Below are 15,036 nucleotides of genomic sequence, written 5' to 3' on the forward strand. Positions count from 1 at the left end.
CACGCCAATCCCAACCGCCCCACTCGTGCAAGAATCAGCCCCGCGACGACACCAAATCACTGATCCACGGATTCAGGCTTAGAAAGTGCCTCCGCCCGGAATAATGGATCGTAGAGAAATCTCATTATCCCTTGCAGGACAGGCACTTTCGCTAACTCAACACCGTGTCACACGAAGTTCCGCGAAAAATCCAGGTTAGGCCGATGACGTACCCACCGACGTGCCCGGATAAACCGCCCGTAGTGGACGCGAGAATACGGTCGTGGGCAATTAGACGGCGTACTCGGGCAGCTCGATGTCGTCGCGGAATTCGCGTCGGACGGCCCAGTCGGCGACCTGCGGAACGTTCAGCAGCTTGGACGCCTGATTGCGGACCCACAGGCCCAGCGCCGTCTTTGGCGCGAACATCGCCGCGAACCCTCGAGCCGACCGCTGCCTGGACTCAACGATCGGCCGGAGCCGCTGTTCATAGCGGCGAAAGGCCTCCCGGTGATCGGCCGCCGCGCAATTGAGCTCGCCGGCCAGTATGTAGGCCTGCACCATCGCCAGGCCTGCCCCTTCGCCCGCAAGCAACGAAACCGCGGCGGCGGCATCGCCGATGAGGGCCACCCGTCCCTGCGACCAATGGTCCATGACGATTTGGCTAACCCGGTCGAAATACACATCGGCGGCACCGTCCAGCTGACGCAAGATCTCGGGGCACTCCCAACCGGCGTCACCGAAGATGTCGCGCAGCGTGTTGTTGACCTCAGCCAAGTTTTGCGGATCACGTCCGCTCATGTGATCGGCGGTGAAAACGAACAGAAACAGCGTCCGGTCTTCGCGCATCGCGAACCGCCCCACCATCCGCCCCGGTGCGTTGTAGGCGAGGTAGACGAGTTCGTCGCGCGGCCGGTAACCCTCGGCTTCGAACGCGGCGACTCGATAACCGAGATCGGCCTCGAATGCTGCTTCGGCCCCGAACACCAAATCGCGCACCGGCGAATGGATGCCTCCGGCACCGACGACCAAGTCGAATATCCGGGGTCCGCCGCGTTCGAATGTGAGCCGTACGCCCGAGTCATCGTGGGTGATGGCCGAGACGGCTTCACCGAAGAGGGTTTCGACATGACCGTCGATGCAGCGGTAGATCATGGCCGCCAGGTCACCACGCGGCACAGTGACGAATCGGCCATCGACGTTGCGCCGGAATGCATCCACCGAAAAGCCGCCCACTCTCCGCGAGTGCCGGTTCACCAGACGCACGTCCTGGACCGCATATCCGGTGCTGTGCAATTCGGCGGTGAGCCCCATCCGTTCGGCGACCGCATATCCGCCGCCCCAGAAATCGACGGCATACCCGCCCGTGCGGAGCCGCGGCGCCTTCTCGATCAGCGTCGGTTCGTGGCCGTAACGCCATAGCCAATACGCAAGGGTCGGTCCGGCGATACCGGCGCCGACAATGGCGACCTTCATGAGCACAACCTCTTCACGAATAGAGCTATCAGAGCTATAGTAGCACTATGCAATAGTTGCACTAGTACGCTATGCATCGACGCCGCGATAGGGAGAGTCGTTGTGCTGAAGGAACTTACGGGCATGCCCCCGGGCATCCAGGCACTCGAGGCCGTCGGCACGGTAACAGCCGGGGATTACCGGCGGGTCTTTGCGCCCATGGTCGATCGGGCGCGACGAACGGGAAGCCGGATGCGCCTGCTCTACCAGTTCGGCCCGAGCTTCCGGCGCATCACGCCGGGTGCACTGTGGGCCGACGCGCGGCTGGGATTCTCGTACGTGCAGCTGCTCGACGGCTGCGCGGTTGCCAGCGACATCGGCTGGATTCGGACGTCAACCCGTAGCATCGGCGCCTGGCTGCCGTGTCCAGTCCGGGTGTACGCCAACAATGAACGCGAAGATGCTCTCGCGTGGCTGGCCGCGCTACCGAAAGGCACTGAGGTGTCCGCATGTGACGTGGTCAAGGCCTACATCGGAGGGGTCATCGCCGGGGCCGGAAGCCTCGCGAAGGGTGTCGTCTCTGAACGCAGTAGTCAGTAGTTGCGATCAACGCCCATCAGGGTTCGATCAGGCCGGTCCTGATCGCGTATCGGGTTAGTGCCAAGCGGTCGCGCAGGCCAAGCTTCTGCAGGATGTTGGTTCGGTGCCGATCCACCGTTTTGGCGCTAATGCCAAGGGTATTCGCGATTTCGCGGGCCGAGTAGCCCTCGGCGATCAGTTTGAGCACTTCCTCTTCGCGTGAGGTGAGAATGGTGTTGGGCAGCGCGTCTCCGTGCTGTGCCAGCCGGAGATACTCGCGGATCAGCGCTGTCACCGCCCCGGCATATAGGAACGGTTCACCGCGCATGGTCGCCCGGCAGGCCTCGAGCAAGTCGCGGTCTGCCACCGATTTGAGAACGTAGCCGGATGCCCCCGCCTTGAGCGCTTCGAAGAAATACTGCTCGTTGTCGTGCATGGACAGAATCAGCATCCGCACGAGGGGGTACTTGCGATTGATCTCCCGCGCAGCCTGCAGTCCGGTCATCCGCGGCATCGCGATGTCAAGGATGGCTAGGTCGACCGGGGTGTCGTCGAGGGCCGCGAGGGCCTCGCATCCGTCGGCGGCCTCGGCGACGACACGCAGGTCAGGTTCGGCATCCAGGATCATCCGCAAGCCGCTTCGCACAAGCGCATGATCATCGGCGAGCAGGATGCGCACCGGAGTGGACACCATCATTGGCTCTGACCGGTCGTTAGCGGCACCACGAGCCTGACATCGGTCCCTTCGCTACTTGGTGAGGTGATTGTCAGAGTGGCATCCACGAGCAGCGCGCGTTCGCGCATACCGCCGATCCCCGCACCTTCGGAGACCACCTCGCCTTTCCCGTTGTCGGCGATCCGCAGGGTGAGTTCGTCTGCGGTGGTGTGCAAATCCAACCAAACCTTGTCGGCGCCGGCATGGCGGGCGATGTTGGTCAGGCTTTCCTGAGCGACGCGATAGCAGACCAATTCGACGTCGGCTCTGAGCCGGCCAGCTTGCGGCGCAATGTGTTTGACGACGCCGACGCCGCTCGCCTGGGTGAACTCGTTGCACAGCGCGTGCAACGCGCTCGGCAAGCCGAGATCTTCGAGCGCATCCGGGCGCAACCGACGAGCGATGCGCCGCATCTCATCGAGGCTCCCTCGCAAAGTTTCCTGAGTGTCCTCGAGCTCCGGGCGTATTTCCGCGGGTGCGCGGTCAACCGCCCGCTTGAGGGTGAGCAGCGCCACGGTGAGGGTCTGGCCGATCTCGTCGTGCAACTCCCGCGCGATGCGCTGGCGTTCGGTCTCCTGCGCGGCCAGCGCCGCTGCGCTCGCGGTTGTGCGCTCTGATTCGAGCCTGTCCAGCATGGCGTTAAACGATGTGATGAGGTGCTGTAAGTCACCCCGGTCGTGGAGGCGGGCGCTGCGCCGGGGCGGATCAACCCGCCACATGGATACGGCGAGTCGATCCAGGGGCGCAAGCCTAGACCGCAGCAGCAGCGCGTTGGCGGTCAGCATGAACGCCAGCCCCACGCCAAGAACCGGGATCTCCGTGAGCTTGACGGGCCACGACACGGTTGCCGGCGACATCACGAGCACCAGCGTGCCGAGCGCAAAGATCAGGCCGTTGATCAACACGACCCACCTGAACAGGCCACCTGCCGGGACCCTCGCTCGTCGTCGCATCGCGTTGATGACCGCTGCTCGACGCGTCATGCCACCAGGGTGATCCGGGCGGTACAGGTTTGTCCATACGGGTCTGGTCCCCCGCCGAATGGGTGTCAGGCCCAATAGCCGATGGGCGGTGCGCGACGGAAACTGGAGGTCAGGTGCAAAGGGTGCGGACGCGGCTGGATCGAACAGACGGTCCGGCATTGGCATCTTGCGGTGTGACGGATGCCCCTCGACCGCCCGCTCGGCGAGCCGTTTCGGCGCCATTTGTGTTGGGGGAACGCAATTTCGCCACGCTAGGAGGAACAGATGTCGTTCGTGACCACGCAGCCGGAGATGCTGGCGGCGGCGGCCGGCGACTTACAAGGCATCGGCTCGGCAGTGAGCGCCGCAAACGCGACCGCGGCTGCCCCGACAACGGGAGTGCTCCCTGCTGCGGCTGATGCGGTGTCGGCGCTGACCGCGGCGCGATTCGCCGCGCAGGCCCAGCTGTATCAGGCGGTCAGCGCCCAGGCCGTGACGATCCACGAGCAGTTCGTGACCACCATGAGCATCAGCGCCGGCTCGTATGCGGCCAGCGAGGCCGCCAACGCAATCGCGGCCAGCTAAAGGACCGGGCAGCAATGGAATTCGCGATGTTGCCGCCTCAGGTCAACTCAGCCAGGATCTACACCGGCCCCGGGTCGGGACCGATGCTGGCCGCCGCCGCGGCCTGGGACGGGCTGGCGACGGAGCTGGGCTCGGCAGCCGCCTCATATGAAGCGGTGATCTCCCAGCTGGCCGGAGAGTGGTTGGGGCCCGCATCAACGGCTATGGCGGGCGCGGCCGCTCCGTACGCGGCGTGGATGCACGCCGCCGCAACCCAAGCCGAACAGACTGCCACCCAGGCCAAGGCCGCCGCCGCCGCTTACGAGACCGCGTTCGCGATGACCGTGCCGCCACCGGTCGTCGCCGCCAACCGGGCTCAGTTGGCCGCGCTGGTGGCAACGAACTTCCTGGGCCAAAACACTCCCGCGATCGCGGCCACCGAGGCGCACTACGCCGAAATGTGGGCCCAAGATGCCGCGGCCATGTACGGCTATGCCGGCAGCGCGGCCGCCGCCTCGCAGCTGACACCGTTCACCCCGCCGGATCAGGCCACCAACCCGGGCGGCACGGCCAGTCAGGCCGCCGCGGTGGCCCAAGCCACCGGCACTGCGGCCGGTACGCGCGTGCCGACCGCTGTCTCGTCAATCGCTGCGGCGCCCCAAGCACTGCAGAGCCTGGCTACGCCCGCCGCATCAACACCGGTTGACGCACTCCCCCGCTGGCGGCACCTGTGCTTAGTGCCAGCCCCGCGTTGACCATGGCCGCGGCGGGCCTCGGGGCCGACCTCATCGGCTCGTTCGGGATAGATTCGGCCGGCTCGTTCGGCGTGGATTCGGCCGGCGTAGCCGTCGCCCTGCAGGCCGCGCAGATAGACACCGGCGGCGTCTTCCCAGGTTTTACCCCATTTCCAGGCTGGGGCTGGCCTCCAGTCTCGGCAGGCATGGGCCAGGCCGCCTCGGTCGGTGCATTGTCGGTTCCGCAGTCATGGGCAACAGCGGCTCCGGCATTTCGTCAAGCCGCCGCAGCGCTGCCGATGACCACCGCCGCCGCGGCGGCCCCGGAGATCGCGACGGCCGGCTCGGGGCAGCTTTTCAGCGAAATGGCCCTGGCGAGTATGGCCGGACGTGCTCTCGGCGGCACCGCCGGTATGGGCCGTCGGGAGCCCGCGGCGGCGCCTCGCGCAAGCACCAAACCATCGCGGAGGCCGCCGGGCGGTCCGGTGACGGGAATCGCCGCCGAACTGCGCGAACTCGCCGAACTACGGGACTCCGGGATTCTGACCGAAGAAGAATTCACCGAACAGAAGCGGCGCCTTCTCGGTCACTAACCGCGCCCACTGACATGACCGCTGCGCCTTCCTTCTCGGCGGGATTCCGGCGCTCACCGCCGTTGACCGCGAACGTGCATGCTTGTACGCCGACACGCCGCGAACGCGGTACAACTATGCACGCTCGCGGCAGAGAAGCGCCACGCACTCGACGTGGTGGGTCAACGGGAACGAGTCGAACACCCGGATGTTCTCGACGGCGTAGCCGTGGCTGCGGTACAAGCCGATGTCACGAGCGAAAGACGCTGCCTCGCAACCGATGTGCACAATCCGCGGCACCTCGGCGGCGGCCAGCAGATCGATGACCTCGCGGCCAGCACCTGAGCGCGGCGGGTCCAGAACGGCCACATCGGCGCGGGCGTGCTCGCCGCTCAGGGCCCGGCGGACCGAATCGTTGACCACCGACACTTGCGGGAGATCCGACAGCGCGGCGCGTGCGGCCCGCGCCGCCGCCCGCGACGTGTCGACGCTCACCACCCGCCCGGTCTCCCCGACCGCGTCGCCCAGCACCGCGGCGAACACCCCGGCACCGCCGTAGAGGTCCCAGGCCGTCATGCCGGGACCGGCTTGCGCCCAGTCGGCGACCAACGTGCTGTAGAACCGCGCCGCGTCGCGGTGGGCCTGCCAGAACGCCGTCACCGGCACCCGCCAGCTGCGCCGGCCCACCCGCTGCACAGCCTGGTAGCTGCCCTCGACAACGTCGGTCGACGTTCGTCGGCCCTGGCGGACGCTGCACACCACATGGCGCTGATCGTCGTCGTCGACGGCGACATGTAGGTGTAGGCCCGGCGGCCACCGGAGCGCATCCAGTCCGTCGACCATTCCGGGGTGCAGTTGAGCGCAGTTCAGCTCGGTGACCAGTTCGTCGCTGTGGTAACGGTGAAAGCCGGCGCGACCGTCGGCGCCGACGTCCAGCCGCACCCGGGTGCGCCATCCGGTCGCGCCGGTCGGAGACAAGGGTTCGGCGACACCTTGCCAGCGGTGATCACCAAGACGCGCAAGCTGATTGGCCACCACGTCGGCCTTGAGCGCGCGCGCCGCCGACGGCTCGGCGAACGCCAGGTCGCAACAGCCCGCGCCATCCACGCCGGCGATCGGGCACAACGATTCGACCCGGTGATCCGACGGCTCGATCACCTCGATGGTCTCGGCGTGCCAGTAGGAATTCCGGTCCGCGGTGACCCGCGCCCGCACCCGTTCGCCGGGCAGCGCATAGCGGACGAACACCACCCGGCCGTCGTGGCGGGCCACGCAGCTGCCTCCGTTCGCCGGTGCGCCGGCGGTCAGGGTTAGTTCGGTCAATCGAAGATTCCCCGTCGGGCATCGCCCGGAGCCACGTGCGGCTGCAACGTTTTGAGCCGCTCCGACGACGTCAGCTGCCACGGAACGGACGTCACCATCACGCCCGGCATGAACAGCAGCCGTCCCTTGAGCCGCAACGCGCTCTGGTTGTGCAGCACCTGTTCCCACCAGTGCCCCACCACGTACTCCGGGATGAACACCGTCACGACGGTGCGCGGCGACTCCTTGCTGACCCGTTTGACGTACTCGAGTACCGGCCGGGTGACCTCGCGGTAGGGCGAGGCAATGACCTTGAGCGGCACCGAGATATCGGTGTCTTCCCACTTGTGCACCAGCTCACGGGTTTCTGCGTCGTCGACGCTGACCGTGACCGCCTCCAGCACGTCGGGTCGGGTTGCGCGCGCGTAGGCCAGTGCCCGCAGCGTCGGCAGATGCAACTTGGACACCAGCACGATGGCGTGGTTACGGCTGGGCAACACCACGCCCTCGTCTTCGGCGGCCTGCTCCTGCAGTTCGCGGCTGACCGCATCGTAGTGTTTGCGGATCGCCTTCATCATGATGAACAGCGCCGTCATCGCTACCACCGCAATCCATGCTCCGGCAAGGAATTTGGTGACCAGCACGACGAGCAGCACCGTTCCGGTGGACACGAAGCCGACGGTGTTGACCACCCGTGAGCGCATCATCTTGCGGCGGGCACCGGGGTCGGTTTCGTTGCGCAGCAACCGGGTCCAGTGCTTGACCATACCGATCTGGCTCAGCGTGAAGGAGATGAACACCCCCACGATGTAGAGCTGGATCAGCGCCGTGACTTGGGCGCGGAAGGCGATGATCGCCGAAAGTGCTGCCACGGAAAGGAATACGATTCCGTTGGAGAAGGCCAGTCGGTCGCCGCGGGTGTGCAGCTGGCGGGGCAGGTAGCTGTGTTGGGCGAGCACCGAGCCCAGCACCGGGAAGCCGTTGAACGCGGTGTTCGCCGCCAGCACCAGGATCAGGGCGGTCACCGCGGCGATCAGCAGGAAGCCGACGTGAAAGCTGCCGAAGACCGCCTGCGCCAACTGCGCAACCAGAGTCTTCTGGTTGTAGTCGAGCGGCGCACCGGACAGCTGCTTGGCGGGGTCTTCGACGATTTGCACGCCCGCCTTCTCGGCCAGCACGATAATGCCCATCAGCAGGCTCACCGCGATGACGCCCAACATCAGCAGCGTGGTGGCGGCGTTGCGCGACTTGGGTTTACGAAATGCCGGCACCCCGTTGCTGATCGCCTCCACACCGGTCAGCGCCGCGCATCCGGACGAAAACGACCGGGCCACCAGGAATGCCAGCGCGACGCCGACGATCTTGCCCTGTTCGGCATGCATCTGGAATCCGGCGGATTCGGCACGCAACGGATCGCCGAGCACGTAGATCCGAAACAGCCCCCAGGCCAGCATGATGCCGACCCCGATGATGAACGCGTAGGTCGGGATGGCAAATGCCACACCGGATTCGCGGACACCGCGCAGGTTCATCGCCATCACCAGCAGGATGGCGGTGACCGAGAACAGCACCTTGTGGTCGGCCACGAACGGGATGGCCGAGCCGATGTTCGACATCGCCGAGGCCGTCGAAACAGCCACGGTCAGAACGTAATCCACCATCAGCGCGCTGGCCACGGTCAGGCCTGCGTTGGCGCCGAGGTTGGTGGTGACCACCTCGTAGTCGCCGCCGCCCGACGGGTAGGCGTGCACGTTCTGGCGGTAGCTGGCCACCACGACCAGCATGACCGCGGCCACCGCCAGACCGATCCACGGTGTCAGCGAGTAGGCGGCCAGCCCGGCCACCGACAGCATCAGGAAAACTTCCTCGGGCGCGTAGGCCACCGACGACAGTGCATCCGAGGCGAACACCGGCAGCGCGATCCGCTTGGGCAGCAGGGTATGACTCAGCCGATCGCTGCGAAACGGCCGACCCAACACCAACCGGCGCGCCGCCGTCGAAAGTTTGGACACGAGAGCCAAGAGTAAGCCCACCGGGCGCGGGCGGTAGCGTTCCCTAGACGAGAATGTTCCGGGCGCAAATCGGCTGGCCAACGCGGTCGGCGCCGCGGGCCCGACGAGCAGGGGACGCCGAAAGGACCTCAGGGTGCGGGTAGTAGTGATGGGGTGCGGCCGAGTCGGGTCTTCGGTGGCCGACGGCCTGTCCCGGATCGGCCACGATGTCGCGGTCATCGACCGTGACGGCACCGCCTTCAACCGGCTGAGCCCGGATTTCGCCGGTGAGCGGGTGCTGGGCCTGGGCTTCGACCGCGACGTGTTGCTGCGGGCCGGGATCGAGGAGGCCGAGGCTTTTGCCGCGGTGTCGTCCGGTGACAACTCCAACATCATTTCGGCGCGACTGGCCCGGGAGACCTTCGGCGTGCAGCGCGTGGTGGCACGCATCTACGACGCCAAACGCGCGGCGGTCTACGAGCGCCTCGGCATCCCCACCATCGCGACCGTGCCGTGGACCACCGACCGTCTGCTCAACGCTCTGCTCAGGGAGAGCGAAACCACCAAATGGCGTGACCCGACCGGCACCGTCGCGGTCGTCGAGGTGGTGCTGCACGAGGACTGGGTGGGACATCGGCTCACCGACCTGGAGGCCGCCACCGGTGCACGCGTCGCGTTCCTGATCCGGTTCGGCAGCGGGCTGTTGCCGGAACAGAAAACAGTCATTCAGGCCGGCGACCAGGTCTACATCGCCGCGATATCCGGCCGCGCCGCCGAGGCGATGGCCATTGCCGCCCTGCCGCCGAGCGAGGACCTCGAGGTATGAAAGTCGCGATCGCCGGAGCCGGCGCGGTGGGCCGCTCGATTGCCCGTGAACTCCTCGAAAGCGGCCACGAAGTCAGCCTGATCGAGCGCAACCCCGAACATCTCGACGTCGACGCCATCCCGGCCGCGCACTGGCGGCTGGGCGACGCCTGCGAGCTCAGCCTGCTGGAGTCGGTGCACCTCGAGGAGTTCGACGTGGTGATCGCCGCCACCGGCGACGACAAGGCCAACGTGGTGCTGAGCCTGCTGGCCAAGACCGAGTTCGCGGTGCCGCGGGTGGTGGCGCGGGTCAACGATCCGCGCAACGAATGGCTCTTCACCGACGCGTGGGGCGTCGACGTGGCGGTGTCCACGCCGCGGATGCTGGCGTCGCTGGTCGAAGAGGCCGTCGCGGTCGGAGACCTGGTGCGGCTGATGGAGTTTCGCAAGGGGCAGGCCAACCTGGTGGAGATCACGCTGCCCGACGACACGCCGTGGGGCGGCAAGCCGGTGCGCAAACTGCAGCTGCCCCGCGACGCGGCGCTGGTGACGATCCTGCGCGGCCCCAGGGTGATCGTTCCGCAGGCCGACGAACCGCTGGAAGGCGGCGACGAGCTGCTGTTCGTCGCGGTTACTGAGGTGGAGGCGGAGCTGCGCCAGCTGCTTCTGCCGACGCATCAGACATCGCCGCAGAGCTAGCGCGGCGACCCGCTGCGCCCGGCTTCGCCGCGCTTGCGATCGCCGCAGGGCTAGTGCCCAACGCGCGTTGCACGGCCTTGATCGCCATGTAGGTCACCACAGCTGCGACGGCGGTCAACGGCCAGCCCATCGTGATCCGCGCCACTGCCAGCCACCCCGTGCGATCGCTCTGGTAGAGCACCCGCTGCACCACGAAACGGGCGGCGAACACCAGCACCCAGGTCAGCGTGGCGATATCGAAGGCGTAGACCGCGCTTCGCACCTCGCGCCAGCCGCGGTCGTGGCCGCCGAACCAGCTCCACGCGTAACCGACCACGGGCCGGCGGATCAGCACCGAGACCGCGAAGACCACCGCCCACAGCAAGGACGTCCAGATGCCCAGCAGGAAATAGCCTTTCGACTCCCCCACCGCATAAGCGATCACCGCGCAGATTGCGACGCCGACGAACCCGGACACCGCGGGCTGGATGGAGTCTCGCCGAATCAGCCGCCACAGCAGGACAACTGCGGCCACCCCGACCGCCGCGCCGACGGCAGCTATCAGGCCGGCTGCGGCGGAGACGGCGACAAAGACAACCACCGGCAACGAGGAGTAGACGAGCCCGCTGACGCCGCCCAACTGGGCCAGAACCGCCGGTCGGTGAGAGTCCGTCACCGCTGAATTTCGTAGTGCGGGTTGTAAATCGCTTTGGTGCCGTTGTCCAGCTTGCCCAGCCGACCCCGCACCCGCAGCGTGCGACCGGAGTCGATCCCGGGAATCCGGCGTTGGCCCAACCACACCAGCGCGACGGTGTCGGTGCCGTCGAACAACTCGGCGCGCACCCCGCCGGCGCAACCCTTGGCGTTGGCTTCCACGCTGCGCAGCGTGCCGACCATCGTGACCTCTTGCCCGCGCTGGCAGTCGATCGCCCGCTGCGCGCCGGTGTTGACCGCCTCGTCGGACAGCTCTTCGACGTCGCGCTGCTCGGGGTCCTCCGTCAGTCGACGGGTGAGCCGGCGCAGATAACCTTCGGCCGTCGCCATCACCTTCTTTGCAACAATTCGGCTGAGCCGAATCCCGTTATGCCAACGGACACCGTAGACCCGTTAGTTCCCGGGCGCCATGCGGCCCCCTGGGGTGCCGGTGGAGTACCCCTAAACGCCGGGCAGTATCGAGCCTGTGGGTGTCGACTTGCGCGGTGTGACGACCGTCGTACTGCCCGGCACGGGTTCCGACGACGACTACATCGAGCGGGCGTTCGGGGGCCCGCTGCGCGACGCCGGTGCGCTGGTCGTGGCGCCGCCGCCGCAGCCCGGCCGCCTGGTCGACGGTTACCTGGCCGCGCTGGACAACGCCGCGCGCCGCGGCCCGATCGCCGTCGGCGGGGTCTCAATCGGTGCCGCGGTGGCCGCCGGCTGGGCGCTGCGGCACCCCGACGGCGCGGTGGCGGTGCTGGCCGCGCTGCCCGCCTGGACCGGGGCGCCCGACGGCGCGCCGGCCTCTTTAGCGGCCCGGCATTCGGCGCAGCAGCTGCGACGCGACGGGCTGGCTGCGACGATGGCGCAAATGCGGGCGTCCAGCCCGCGATGGCTGGGCGACGAGCTGGCCCGGTCCTGGCGGCGCCTGTGGCCGAACCTGCCCGACGCGATGGACGCTGCCGCGGCGCACGTCGCGCCGAGCCGCGCGGAGCTGGCCCGCCTGGCCGCGCCGCTGGGCGTCGCAGCCGCGACCGACGACCCGATCCACCCGCTGCAGGTCGGCGTCGAATGGGCCGCCGCCGCACCGCGGGCGGCGTTGCGGACCCTGACGCTCGACGAGATCGGCGACGACCCGGCGGCGCTGGGCGCCGCGTGCCTGGCCGCGCTGCGCGACGCGGCTTAGCCGCCCGTTGTGCTGCTGCGCAACTGCTGCATCGCCGACCCGGCGGCGCTGCGGCGCTCGGTGGACGCTTCCTGTTGGGCCGCCGCCTGTTGTGCGGCCGCCTCCCGCAGCTGAGCCGCCATCGGCTCGGGCAACTGCACCGCCAGCGGTGTCCGCACCGGGAGCGGCGTATCACCGCGACGAACCACGGTGTCCGCCAACGCTTCTCGCGCTTCCACAGTCAGCGCGTCGATGGCCTCCGGTGCGCCGTTGACCACGCAGCGGATCATCCAGCGATACCCGTCGACCCCGATGAACCGCACCACGCCGGCCCCGGTGCCGACCACCTCCCGGCCCCACGGACCGTCCTGAATGCTCACCTGGGCCCCGTCTTTGCGCAGCGAGTCGGCGAGCTCACCGGCCACCTCACGCCACAGGCCGGCTGTTTTCGGCGCCGCATACGCGGCGATGGTGTAGCGCCCGTTCGGGGTCACGATCCACACCGCGCTGGGAATGCCCGTCTCGGTGAGCTCGACCTGCAGCTGGCCCTCCGCCGGCATCGGGATCAGCACCGAGCCCAGGTCCAGCCGGGCCACCTCCGCGGCCGCAGGGTCGTCGAAATCCTCGATGTCGAAGGGGCCGTCGAGCTCCACCTCGGGCTCGGCCGCAGTTTCCGGCTGTGCCGCCGCAACTTCCGCGTCGCGTGTGTCGTTGTCTTGGGCTTTGCGTCTACCGAATGCCATTACAAGCTCGCATGTCCGCCGGAAGAGCCGTGTCCGCCGTCGCCGCGGGAGGTTTCGGCGAGCCCGGCCTCGTCGAATGACGCCACTTCGACCAGGTCGACCAACTCGACCCGTTGCACGAGCAGCTGCGCGATGCGGTCGCCCCGGTGCACGGCGATCGGGGTCGCGGGGTCGAGGTTGATCAGCGCCACCTTGATCTCGCCGCGATAGCCGGCGTCGATGGTGCCGGGACTGTTGACGATCGAAAGTCCAACGCGCGCAGCCAATCCGGAGCGCGGATGGACCAAACCCACCATGCCGTACGGAATGGCCACCGCGACGCCGGTCCGCACCAGGGCCCGATGCCCGGGCGCGAGTTCGACGTCTTCGGCGCTGTAGAGGTCGACGCCGGCGTCACCGTCGTGGGCGCGGCTGGGCAGCGGAAGCCCGGGGTCGAGACGGACAACAGCCACACTGGTCGACACGGGGGCACAGATTACCCTTGACCGCGTGTCCGATACGCGCGTCGCGCCGCAAAGCGTGCGGTATCGCGAACGTTTGTGGGTGCCATGGTGGTGGTGGCCGCCGGGTTTCGCGCTCGCGGCGATCGTCGCCTTAGAGGTCAACCAGGGGGTGCCCGCGCTGCCGAACTGGCTGCCGTTCGCGGTGCTTTTCGCGGTGGCTACCGGTGCGCTGCTGTGGTTGGGACGAATGGAGATACGGGTCACCGCCGGTGACGAGGGGGTCGAACTGTGGGCCGCCGACGCGCACCTGCCGGTCACCGTGATCGCCCGCTCCGCGGAAATCCCCCGATCGGCCAAGTCGGCGGCTCTGGGGCGCCAGCTCGATCCCGCGGCCTTTGTGCTGCACCGGGCCTGGGTCGGTCCCATGGTGCTCGTCGTGCTCGACGACCCCGACGACCCGACGCCGTACTGGCTGGTGAGCTGCCGCCACCCGGAGCGGGCGCTATCGGCATTGCGCAGTTGATCCCGATCAGGCCGCGCAGTCGGTACAGATCATCACGCCGTTCTTCTCGCTGGCGAGCCGGCTGCGGTGTTGCACCAGAAAGCAACTCGAGCAAGTGAACTCGTCAGCCTGCTTGGGAACAACGCGCACGGACAACTCTTCGCCGGACAAGTCGGCGCCAGGCAATTCGAACGACTCGGCGGACTCGGACTCGTCGACGTCGACCACGGCTGACGCCGCCTCGTTCCGCCGCGCTTTGAGCTCCTCCAGCGAATCCTCCGAAACGTCATCGGTCTCGGTTCGCCGCGGGGCGTCATAGTCGGTAGCCATCGGCCTCTCCCCTCGCTCCCCCTTGAAAACTGTGCAAGCAACGCTTTGTACCAGCGTCGAACGCATCCGCCAAACGATTCGTGCCCGTATCCCGCTGTCTTCAAGTGTGATTTGCGTCACACAGATTATTTAACCGCGGTATCCCGCGTTAAACATCGCGTTTAGAGTGCTCGTGTGGTCGCGCTCATCACCGAAGGCACCGCCTTCGACAAACACGGTCGCCCTTTTCGGCGCCGCAACGCCCGGCCCGCCATCTGCCTGTTGATCGTCCTGCTGGTAGCAACCGCCGTGGTGTGGACGATCGCGCTGACCCGCCCGCCCGAGGTCCACGAGGCCGTCGTGTGCAATCCGCCGCCCGACCAGTCGAATCCGGCGAAGCCCCGGTTGGGTGAGCCGGTATCCCGTTCCACGATGACGAATGTCGCCCCGGCCAGACTGGCCGACACCAAGATCCGTGTCCTCAACGCCAGCGGACGCGGCGGTCAGGCCGCCGATGTCGCCAATGCGCTGCACGACCTCGGGTTCGCCCAGCCGACGGCCGCCAACGATCCGATCTACGAGGGCACCCGGCTGACCTGCCAGGGCCAGATCCGCTTCGGCGAGGCCGGGCAGGCCTCCGCCGCGGCCGTGTGGCTGGTGGCGCCGTGCGCCGAGTTGTTCCGCGACGACCGCGCCGACGACTCCGTCGATTTCGCGCTGGGCACCGACTTCACCGCGCTGGCGCACAGCGACGACATCGACGCCGTGCTCGCCGGATTGCGCCCGGGCGCCGAGCCGGCCGATCCGGCCCTGCTGTCGAAAGTCCACTCCAGCAGCTGCTGA

The 15,036-nt window shown here is 67.6% G+C and carries 17 protein-coding genes and 1 pseudogene; 8 read left to right on the forward strand and 10 right to left on the reverse strand.

Annotation, left to right across the window (positions count from 1 at the left end; genetic code table 11):
• Positions 1–270 precede the first annotated feature (270 nt).
• Complete coding sequence (locus tag AWC14_RS22930) at positions 271–1,455, reverse strand: FAD-binding domain (RefSeq protein ID WP_045382395.1); 1,185 nt, start codon at positions 1,453–1,455, stop codon at positions 271–273.
• 102 nt (positions 1,456–1,557) lie between these two features.
• Here AWC14_RS22930 and AWC14_RS22935 point away from each other — a divergent pair, with 102 nt between their 5' ends.
• Positions 1,558–2,034, forward strand: coding sequence for a SpoIIAA family protein (locus AWC14_RS22935; protein ID WP_045382392.1), 477 nt, complete (start codon positions 1,558–1,560; stop codon positions 2,032–2,034).
• Between the two features lie 16 nt (positions 2,035–2,050).
• Here the strand turns inward: AWC14_RS22935 and AWC14_RS22940 are convergent, their stop codons facing one another.
• Positions 2,051–2,707, reverse strand: a complete 657-nt coding sequence (locus tag AWC14_RS22940) for a response regulator (protein WP_045382416.1) — start codon at positions 2,705–2,707, stop codon at positions 2,051–2,053.
• Positions 2,707–3,711, reverse strand: coding sequence for a sensor histidine kinase (locus tag AWC14_RS22945; protein WP_081968242.1), 1,005 nt, complete (start codon positions 3,709–3,711; stop codon positions 2,707–2,709). The genes AWC14_RS22940 and AWC14_RS22945 overlap by 1 nt, the downstream gene beginning before the upstream one ends.
• 264 nt (positions 3,712–3,975) lie before the next feature.
• On the opposite strand from AWC14_RS22945, the gene AWC14_RS22950 reads away from it, so the two are divergent.
• Positions 3,976–4,275 carry a PE family protein gene (locus AWC14_RS22950; RefSeq protein ID WP_045382386.1) on the forward strand — a complete coding sequence of 100 codons (300 nt, stop codon included), beginning with the start codon at positions 3,976–3,978 and terminating at the stop codon, positions 4,273–4,275.
• Between the two features lie 14 nt (positions 4,276–4,289).
• A pseudogene (locus AWC14_RS30265) lies at positions 4,290–5,581 on the forward strand (PPE family protein, SVP subgroup).
• A 114-nt stretch (positions 5,582–5,695) separates the two neighbouring features.
• On the opposite strand, the gene AWC14_RS22965 reads toward AWC14_RS30265, so the two are convergent.
• Positions 5,696–6,883: a class I SAM-dependent RNA methyltransferase gene (locus AWC14_RS22965; protein ID WP_045382380.1), complete on the reverse strand. Its 1,188-nt coding sequence runs from the start codon at positions 6,881–6,883 to the stop codon at positions 5,696–5,698.
• Positions 6,880–8,874 carry an APC family permease gene (locus tag AWC14_RS22970; protein ID WP_045382377.1) on the reverse strand — a complete coding sequence of 665 codons (1,995 nt, stop codon included), beginning with the start codon at positions 8,872–8,874 and terminating at the stop codon, positions 6,880–6,882. The genes AWC14_RS22965 and AWC14_RS22970 overlap by 4 nt, the downstream gene beginning before the upstream one ends.
• 133 nt (positions 8,875–9,007) lie before the next feature.
• On the opposite strand from AWC14_RS22970, the gene AWC14_RS22975 reads away from it, so the two are divergent.
• Positions 9,008–9,679, forward strand: a complete 672-nt coding sequence (locus AWC14_RS22975) for a potassium channel family protein (protein ID WP_162267237.1) — start codon at positions 9,008–9,010, stop codon at positions 9,677–9,679.
• The gene (locus AWC14_RS22980) at positions 9,676–10,356 is read left to right on the forward strand and encodes a potassium channel family protein (RefSeq protein ID WP_045382371.1); all 681 of its coding nucleotides are present in this window, start codon (positions 9,676–9,678) and stop codon (positions 10,354–10,356) included. Before AWC14_RS22975 ends, AWC14_RS22980 begins: the two co-directional genes overlap by 4 nt.
• Here AWC14_RS22980 and AWC14_RS22985 read toward each other — a convergent pair.
• Complete coding sequence (locus AWC14_RS22985) at positions 10,289–11,011, reverse strand: DUF3159 domain-containing protein (protein ID WP_081968240.1); 723 nt, start codon at positions 11,009–11,011, stop codon at positions 10,289–10,291. The genes AWC14_RS22980 and AWC14_RS22985 overlap by 68 nt on opposite strands.
• Positions 11,008–11,379: an OB-fold nucleic acid binding domain-containing protein gene (locus AWC14_RS22990; protein ID WP_045382367.1), complete on the reverse strand. Its 372-nt coding sequence runs from the start codon at positions 11,377–11,379 to the stop codon at positions 11,008–11,010. The genes AWC14_RS22985 and AWC14_RS22990 overlap by 4 nt, the downstream gene beginning before the upstream one ends.
• 136 nt (positions 11,380–11,515) lie before the next feature.
• On the opposite strand from AWC14_RS22990, the gene AWC14_RS22995 reads away from it, so the two are divergent.
• Positions 11,516–12,217, forward strand: coding sequence for a hypothetical protein (locus tag AWC14_RS22995; protein ID WP_045382364.1), 702 nt, complete (start codon positions 11,516–11,518; stop codon positions 12,215–12,217).
• Here AWC14_RS22995 and AWC14_RS23000 read toward each other — a convergent pair.
• Both AWC14_RS23000 and dut read right to left on the reverse strand, forming a co-directional pair.
• Positions 12,214–12,939: a DUF3710 domain-containing protein gene (locus tag AWC14_RS23000; RefSeq protein WP_045382361.1), complete on the reverse strand. Its 726-nt coding sequence runs from the start codon at positions 12,937–12,939 to the stop codon at positions 12,214–12,216. The two genes, AWC14_RS22995 and AWC14_RS23000, sit on opposite strands and share 4 nt — an antisense overlap.
• Positions 12,939–13,403, reverse strand: a complete 465-nt coding sequence (gene dut, locus AWC14_RS23005) for a dUTP diphosphatase (protein WP_045382358.1) — start codon at positions 13,401–13,403, stop codon at positions 12,939–12,941. Before dut ends, AWC14_RS23000 begins: the two co-directional genes overlap by 1 nt.
• A gap of 25 nt (positions 13,404–13,428) precedes the next feature.
• On the opposite strand from dut, the gene AWC14_RS23010 reads away from it, so the two are divergent.
• A complete protein-coding gene (locus AWC14_RS23010) occupies positions 13,429–13,905 on the forward strand; it encodes a DUF3093 domain-containing protein (RefSeq protein WP_045382355.1) in 477 nt (158 codons plus the stop codon).
• Positions 13,906–13,911: 6 nt separating this feature from the next.
• On the opposite strand, the gene AWC14_RS23015 is transcribed toward AWC14_RS23010, so the two are convergent.
• On the reverse strand, positions 13,912–14,214 hold the full coding sequence (locus AWC14_RS23015; protein WP_045382353.1) for a DUF4193 domain-containing protein: 303 nt from the start codon (positions 14,212–14,214) through the stop codon (positions 13,912–13,914).
• Between the two features lie 174 nt (positions 14,215–14,388).
• Between AWC14_RS23015 and cei the strand changes: the two genes are divergently transcribed.
• Entirely contained in the window at positions 14,389–15,036 is a 648-nt protein-coding gene (gene cei, locus AWC14_RS23020) for an envelope integrity protein Cei (RefSeq protein ID WP_045382350.1), read from the forward strand.

Origin of the sequence: Mycobacterium kyorinense (assembly GCF_002101735.1) — a bacterium.
GTDB classification, from domain to species: Bacteria; Actinomycetota; Actinomycetes; order Mycobacteriales; family Mycobacteriaceae; genus Mycobacterium; species Mycobacterium kyorinense.